This is a genomic window from Thermogutta sp. (genome assembly GCF_014359955.1).
GTDB lineage: Bacteria > Planctomycetota > Planctomycetia > Pirellulales > Thermoguttaceae > Thermogutta.
On record NZ_JACIYL010000201.1, the window covers coordinates 1 to 6,330 of the forward strand.

At 58.1% G+C, this 6,330-nt stretch carries 5 protein-coding genes and 2 tRNA genes; 5 read left to right on the plus strand and 2 right to left on the minus strand.

From position 1 onward, the window contains the following. Both H5U08_RS08085 and H5U08_RS08090 read left to right on the plus strand, forming a co-directional pair. On the plus strand, positions 1–591 hold a 591-nt coding region (locus H5U08_RS08085), incomplete at its 5' end, for an FAD-dependent thymidylate synthase (RefSeq protein WP_297032001.1). Between the two features lie 224 nt (positions 592–815). After that, positions 816–1,862, plus strand: a complete 1,047-nt coding sequence (locus H5U08_RS08090) for a TIGR03009 domain-containing protein (protein WP_297032003.1) — start codon at positions 816–818, stop codon at positions 1,860–1,862. Between the two features lie 711 nt (positions 1,863–2,573). Here H5U08_RS08090 and H5U08_RS08095 read toward each other — a convergent pair. Continuing rightward, entirely contained in the window at positions 2,574–3,056 is a 483-nt protein-coding gene (locus H5U08_RS08095) for a division/cell wall cluster transcriptional repressor MraZ (RefSeq protein WP_297032005.1), read from the minus strand. Positions 3,057–3,714: 658 nt separating this feature from the next. Between H5U08_RS08095 and hemL the strand changes: the two genes are divergently transcribed. After that, positions 3,715–5,010 (plus strand): glutamate-1-semialdehyde 2,1-aminomutase, encoded by a 1,296-nt coding sequence (gene hemL, locus H5U08_RS08100; protein ID WP_297032007.1) that lies wholly within the window; start codon positions 3,715–3,717, stop codon positions 5,008–5,010. Between the two features lie 48 nt (positions 5,011–5,058). Here hemL and tsaB read toward each other — a convergent pair whose 3' ends face one another. Continuing rightward, the gene (gene tsaB, locus H5U08_RS08105) at positions 5,059–5,757 is read right to left on the minus strand and encodes a tRNA (adenosine(37)-N6)-threonylcarbamoyltransferase complex dimerization subunit type 1 TsaB (RefSeq protein WP_297032009.1); all 699 of its coding nucleotides are present in this window, start codon (positions 5,755–5,757) and stop codon (positions 5,059–5,061) included. A gap of 345 nt (positions 5,758–6,102) precedes the next feature. Here tsaB and H5U08_RS08110 point away from each other — a divergent pair. Both H5U08_RS08110 and H5U08_RS08115 read left to right on the plus strand, forming a co-directional pair. Continuing rightward, a tRNA-Thr gene (locus tag H5U08_RS08110) sits at positions 6,103–6,175 on the plus strand. Between the two features lie 65 nt (positions 6,176–6,240). After that, positions 6,241–6,323 (plus strand) — tRNA-Tyr (locus H5U08_RS08115). Positions 6,324–6,330 lie beyond the last annotated feature (7 nt).

Consider the following 6,330-nt stretch of genomic DNA (forward strand, 5'->3'; position numbering starts at 1 on the left):
TACAGCACGCGATATTCAATCGCCATCGATGCTGCGCACCGAACCCCGCCCGACGGTTGGCGGCGCCAGTCAAAGAATAATCGGCAGGGAAGTGAGGGATTTCTCGACCCCGAAATTGGCCGACAGCTCAGCGAGGAAGAGCGAGAACTTCAGGAATACGCGCGTCGCGTCTACCAGCATCGACTTGAGCTGGGGGTGGCCCGAGAGCAGGCCCGTAAGGATTTGCCACTTTCCACGTACACGGAGGCGTACTGGAAAATCGATCTTCATAATCTTCTGCATTTTCTCGAACTGCGAATGGATCCGCACGCCCAGTGGGAAATCGCTCAGTATGCGCACGTGATTGGGCACGAAATTGTGGCACGGCTATTCCCCATCACCTGGGAAGCGTTTCTGGATTATCGCTTCCAAAGCGTGGTTCTCTCCCGCCTGGACTGCGAAGTCATCCGAAATCTGGCATCGCAGGGCCGGATCCCGGCTACCGAGGAGGACTTCATGGAATTGCAGCACCCATCCTGGCAGGGACTTTCCCGCTGCCGGGAACGGGATGAATGTTTGGAGAAACTCCGCAAGTTGGGACTGGTTCGGTGAGTTAGGACGTTTCGGGTTTTTCAGGCGGGCTGTCCCTATTGGAAATGGGGGATCACTGCGTTTGTTTTTCTTTTCTTTGGCTTGTGGTTTCCATCGCACAGAAGTGATCTTGGGAAAATTCGGGGTTTCCGGTAACATTCAGGGAGTTGTTAAGCACGGCTGGTGGAGTGTAGGCACAACGGGCCGGAAGCAGACGGCCCTTTCCTTTGAGGAGGAGCGGATCCATGGTGTTTTCCCGGCCAGGGGATGGCCCTCGATTTCGTGCCGTATTACGGTGGTGTTGTCTCGGGACTGCGATTGCCACGTTGACGCTTTCTGGTCTAAACGGCGCATCAGGCCAGGTTCCGACCGGGGGTGCCGGGCAGCCCGCCATCTCTCCCCGTGGTAACAATGTCTACGTCCCGCCGTCCACCGCGCAGCCACCCGCCGTGCCCAACCCGAACCAGCCGATCACACCTGACGCCGCTCAATCGGCCAACGCCCTGCTTCCTCCCCCATTTACACTGACTCCCTACGAACAGGAGCAACTTGATCGGGTGCTCCGTGCATGGGAAGAGAGAAGTTCCCGCATTAAGACCTTTGAATGTGAGTTCACACGGTGGGAATTTGATCCAGTGTGGGGACCGCCCAATCAGCCGAAGCGCATTACGCGCGGCAAAATTCTCTATTCGGCACCGGATAAAGGGCTCTTTCGGGTAGACGAAGAGGTTGTGGAAAACCGCTGGCAACCGGCGACCCATCCCGAGCGTTGGGTGTGCGATGGGCGCGCTGTGTACGAATACCGATTTGAGACCAAACAGATTGTGGAAACCCCACTTCCCCCCGAACTGCAGGGAAAGGCCATTACCGAGGGGCCCCTGCCTTTTCTCTTCGGTGCAGAAGCAGAATCCCTGAAGCGGCGTTACTACATGAGGATCATCACTCCGCAAAATGTCAAGGATGAGATCTGGCTGGAGGCGTTTCCCCGGTATCAGCGGGAAGCAGCCAATTTTCAAAGGGCGCAGCTCATTCTGAAGCTACCTGCCCTGGATATCTATGCCCTTCAACTTTACCACCCCAGCGCCCAGCCCAATACTCAGTCCCGAACCGTGTTCCAGTTCGACCACATCAAGGTGAATGCCTTTGATCCGCTGCGCATTTTCAAAGAGGATCCATTCAGGCCTGTCTTGCCGGACCCGTCCTGGGCAAAGGTGACAGAACCGGCGTCGACTTCACCCGGCGGTGGCGCACCGCACCTGGGGCAGCAACCTCAGGCGATCCGTCCCCAGTAAATTCAGGCGATTGGCCGCTCAGGCGACACCATCGCTGCCGGTCATTTTTGAAATTGCCCAGGAATGGACGCGAATCCGGGTGCGCCGCGAGGCTTTTCTCTGGTCAGCGAGTTGCTCGCGTACCCTCTTGGCAGGCGGTCTCCACAAAGATGACGGGCCCCGGTTGCCGAAGCCTGCGCGTGTTTTCCGGTGGATTGCGTGGTGAATTTCACCGGGCGGACACGCGGACGGGTTGGTAAGGTCCATCCCTGATCGGAATAGCGTGTTGAATCAAAGAAACTTTGCCGGTTCTGCGTGGGCGGCCATTTTCGCTCGACTCGCGTCGCTTTACCGGACGATTGACGGGGAATAGGATAAGAAAAGTAAAAAGCCGCGCTCGGCCATTGGTTGGAGCAGGCCGGGGCCTCCTATTTCCCCGTTAGGCAACCAATCCGTGACCCATGTGGGGTATCGGGTGACACACATGGGCGCGCAACACCTGTCCTAATGACCGAGCGCGGCTAGGATTCCGTTCCACCCACCGGCCGAGCTGGCCGCCATCCTTGAACTGCTCATTCCTCCGTGAACACGTCGGCAGCCGTACGGAATCGCAACGGTTCGCCGAGCTTCCCCTGTCGTCCTTGCGTTATTCTCCTGGTTCCTTTTCCCTCCCGTTTTCGCCCCACGCTGCTCGAACATTCTCGCATCATTGGGGCCAGTGCCTCGCGGGACCTATTGGGCCAGGCTTTCATACAGCCTGGCGAATCTCGGCATGGCCTTTTCCAGGTATTTCCTCCATTGTTCGGGATGCCAGATTTCGACGCAGACAGCCGCTCCCACCACCATGACCTCGCCGCCGGCTTCAACGGCAAGAAACTCTCGAAAACCCTCCGGGATAACGATCCGACCACGCTGCGCGACCGGAACAGTGCGGAACCGGCTGGAAAGAAGCCGCCCGAATCGCTGCACGTCGGAAAGCCGCGTGTCCAGTCTTCCCATCTGGACTTTTTGTCGGATCAGTTCTACTCCCGCTTCCCAACGCGTCCGCCAGTTTTGTGGGCTCCATAAGCTCAGACAACCTCGCCTCTCCTTGACCAGAACGCACTCTTTCGCGTCGGGAGCCAGTAAATCCATGAGTTCGTTGGGAATGGAAAGCCGATATCGCTCGTCCAGAGCACGCACGTATTCCCCGAGGATTAAGGGAGTTTGCGACATCGGCTTAAGTTCTTTTTCCGTCGTGCTCTCTTTTTATCACATACCAACGTTTTGGGCAAGATCCCCACAGATCATTCCATCTTTTGGTCAAAATTGGGACGCAAACCCATATGCAACGAGTTTAGCTTTCTCTGGTTCGTCTGCAAGATCACCCGGGCAAATTTTTTTGTCGCGCAATCCCGTGCGCAACAAGATATCGACGGTGATCTTCGGGATAGCATAGATGTGTCGGTCAGCGGCGTTCCGAAGCGCGCTTCCGTTGCTTCGCTTCCCAAGCAACGACTGCCACGAAACGACCTCCCCGAAGGTCGAGGACTAGTCGGTCATTGGCGCAACTCACGCTGCCGAACAAGAATCGGTCAGGGCAACGGCGCGAGGCGGCGAACAACTCGATAAGATTCGACAGTACCTTTCGAATTCCCATGGCGGCGCGGACGATGACGAAAATGGCAAGGAGTCCGTTTTTGCCAAGGCAAACGACTGGAAATACCGCTCTCCCTCGGTCGACACTCCCTGAATGATTTTCAGGGAGTTTTCTTTTCTTGCCGTCATGGGAAATTGCCTGTTTCTCGGCTAAGATGAGTTTTCTCCAATCACGCACCTAACCTGCTGCTGAGAGTATGCCCAGTGCGGCAAAGGCGAAAGATGGAGGCGGAATATGCGATGGGAACGTAGCCGCGAGGCTTTCGAGCGAGCGAAACGAGTCATCCCGGGTGGGGTCAACAGTCCTGCGAGAGCATTCGGCGCGGTAGGAGGCCACCCTATCGTGATTGACCGGGGAGAAGGCTGCCGTCTCTTCGATGTGGACGGGAATTCCTACATCGACTACGTGCTCTCCTGGGGGCCGATGATTCTCGGACACGCCCATCCGGCCGTCGTCGCTGCGCTGGAGCAGACGATCCGACGCGGAACGAGTTTCGGAGCGCCCACCGAATTGGAAACCCAGTTGGCCGAGACCGTCTGCCGACTCGTACCCTCGGTAGACAAGGTCCGCTTTGTGAACTCCGGTACCGAGGCCACGATGAGCGCGATCCGGCTCGCGCGGGCTTACACCGGGCGGGACAAGGTCGTCAAATTTGCTGGAAATTACCACGGCCATGTCGATTGCCTGCTTGTGGCGGCTGGAAGTTCCGCTGCCACGCTGGGTGTGCCCACATCGCCGGGGGTGACGCACGGAGCTGCCCAAGACACCCTCGTCCTGCGGTACAACGACGTGGCGCAACTCGAAGACGCGTTTGACCAGCACGGCCACGAGATAGCGGCGGTGATTGTGGAGCCCGTAGCAGGCAACATGGGATGTGTGCCCGCCGACCCTCCTTTTCTGCGAAAATTGCGGGAATTGACCCAAGCGTATGGATCGCTCCTCATCTTTGACGAAGTCATGACCGGATTCCGCGTCGCACTGGGTGGCGCGCAGAGCCTTTTGGGTGTTTTCCCGGATTTGACCACGTTGGGAAAAATCGTCGGCGGGGGGCTGCCGGTGGGAGCGTACGGCGGGCGGGCCGAGATTATGGATCACATCCTGCCCGTCGGCAAAGTGTTTCAGGCGGGGACGCTGAGCGGCAATCCATTAGCGATGGCGGCGGGCCTCGCCACACTCCAGGTTCTGGAACGGGAAAATCCATATCCGGATTTGGAAAAGCGTTCCCAGCAACTGGCAGACGGCCTCTTGTCCCTGGCGGCCAGGGCTGGCATTCCCGTTCAGGTACAACGCTGTGGATCGATGCTTACCCTATTCTTCAATCCGCAGCCGGTTCGCGACTGGGACACCGCCTCACAGTGCGATGTGAAACAATTCGCCCGGTTCTTTTGGGCGATGCTGGAACGAGGAGTTTACCTCCCATGCAGCCAGTATGAGGCGTGGTTCCTGTCAACGGTCCACTCTGAAAGGGAAATAGCCCAGACACTGGAAGCAGCGGAGGCAGCCTTCACACAACTGCGGACAGATCGTTGATTGCCGCGCCATAAACCGCTCAAGTGCCGCTTGGGACGACATACTGTGTCACCGATGCCCCGATGTGGCCGAAGCTCGCTTTTCCTCAGCGTAACTCGGCCGATAGTAGATGGGCTTGAGTGTCCAGACGTCGCCGCGCTCTCCGGCTTGATACCGTTGATAAGCCAATTGGGCGACAGTGGTAGCCGTAGGATCCCACAGTTCCCGGGGGGCTACCGTGACCGCGGGGCCGACGGTCTGGGCAAATCGATGCAGCCCAGTCCCGGTTACGGCGACGGAGCCTTTCCGGCCCAATGTTTCGAGCCATTCCTGGAGCTGGACAACCCCCGAGTCTTCGAAGAACGCCCAGCCGCGATCGTTGGTCCACACGTAGGCCCGACCGACAATCTGGCCTCGCTGGGCGTCACCGATCACAGCGAGGTAGTCGGCCAGTTTCGGCGTTTGGTAGGCGACGACGTCGAAGGTGTTGAGGCCGAGAATCTCAGCGCCGACTGCGTAAGCAAACGTCTTGGCCGAAACCACCCCAATCCGCACGCTCGTGAATTGGCCCGGACCAACGGTGACACCGACCAAGTTGACGTCCTTGGGGTGCCAATCCACCTTTTGCAGAAGATCGCGAAGAGTGGGAGCCAGACTCGCCGCCGCACGGGGAGACTCGGGAAGGCGAAGTTCGGCCAAGAGGGTCCCGTCAGCGGCGACGGCCACGCTGCCGGGCACAGCGGTTGTCTCGATGGCGAGAATGTTCATCGGGCTGGGTCCTCTCGTGATCGACAGGGGAAAACAACGTCCCGTTTTGTTCCGTGGATTATCGAACGGCTCGGCCAGGTGAGGTGGCAGTCATTCACGCCGTATGAGAAATTTTACCCGCCGAGTTTCCGGACTGGCATCCACAGTGCACAAAAATCGCTGATCGGCGATGATCAATGTTATTTTGGTGCGCAGCAATTGATTGGGGCGGTAAAGCGCTGTTACTGCGGGTCGAGGCAGGTCGTATAATAGCGAGTGGACGATTCCCCATCAACTTGCCGGGGGACACCTTGCATTGCCTTCACGGGGCGGTATATTTATCGTTTACATTTCCCTTCGCCGAACGCTAGCGTAGCTCAATTGGCAGAGCGGCTGACTTGTAATCAGCAGGTTGTGGGTTCGAGTCCCACCGTTAGCTTTGCGGGCGAAGGGCGGCCGGTTCGCGATGGACGCTCGCTCGGCCCGCTTACGACCGAGACGTTTGGGGGGTTTCCCGAGTGGTCAAAGGGGTCAGACTGTAAATCTGATGGCTTACGCCTTCGCAGGTTCGAATCCTGCACCCCCCATTGTGAT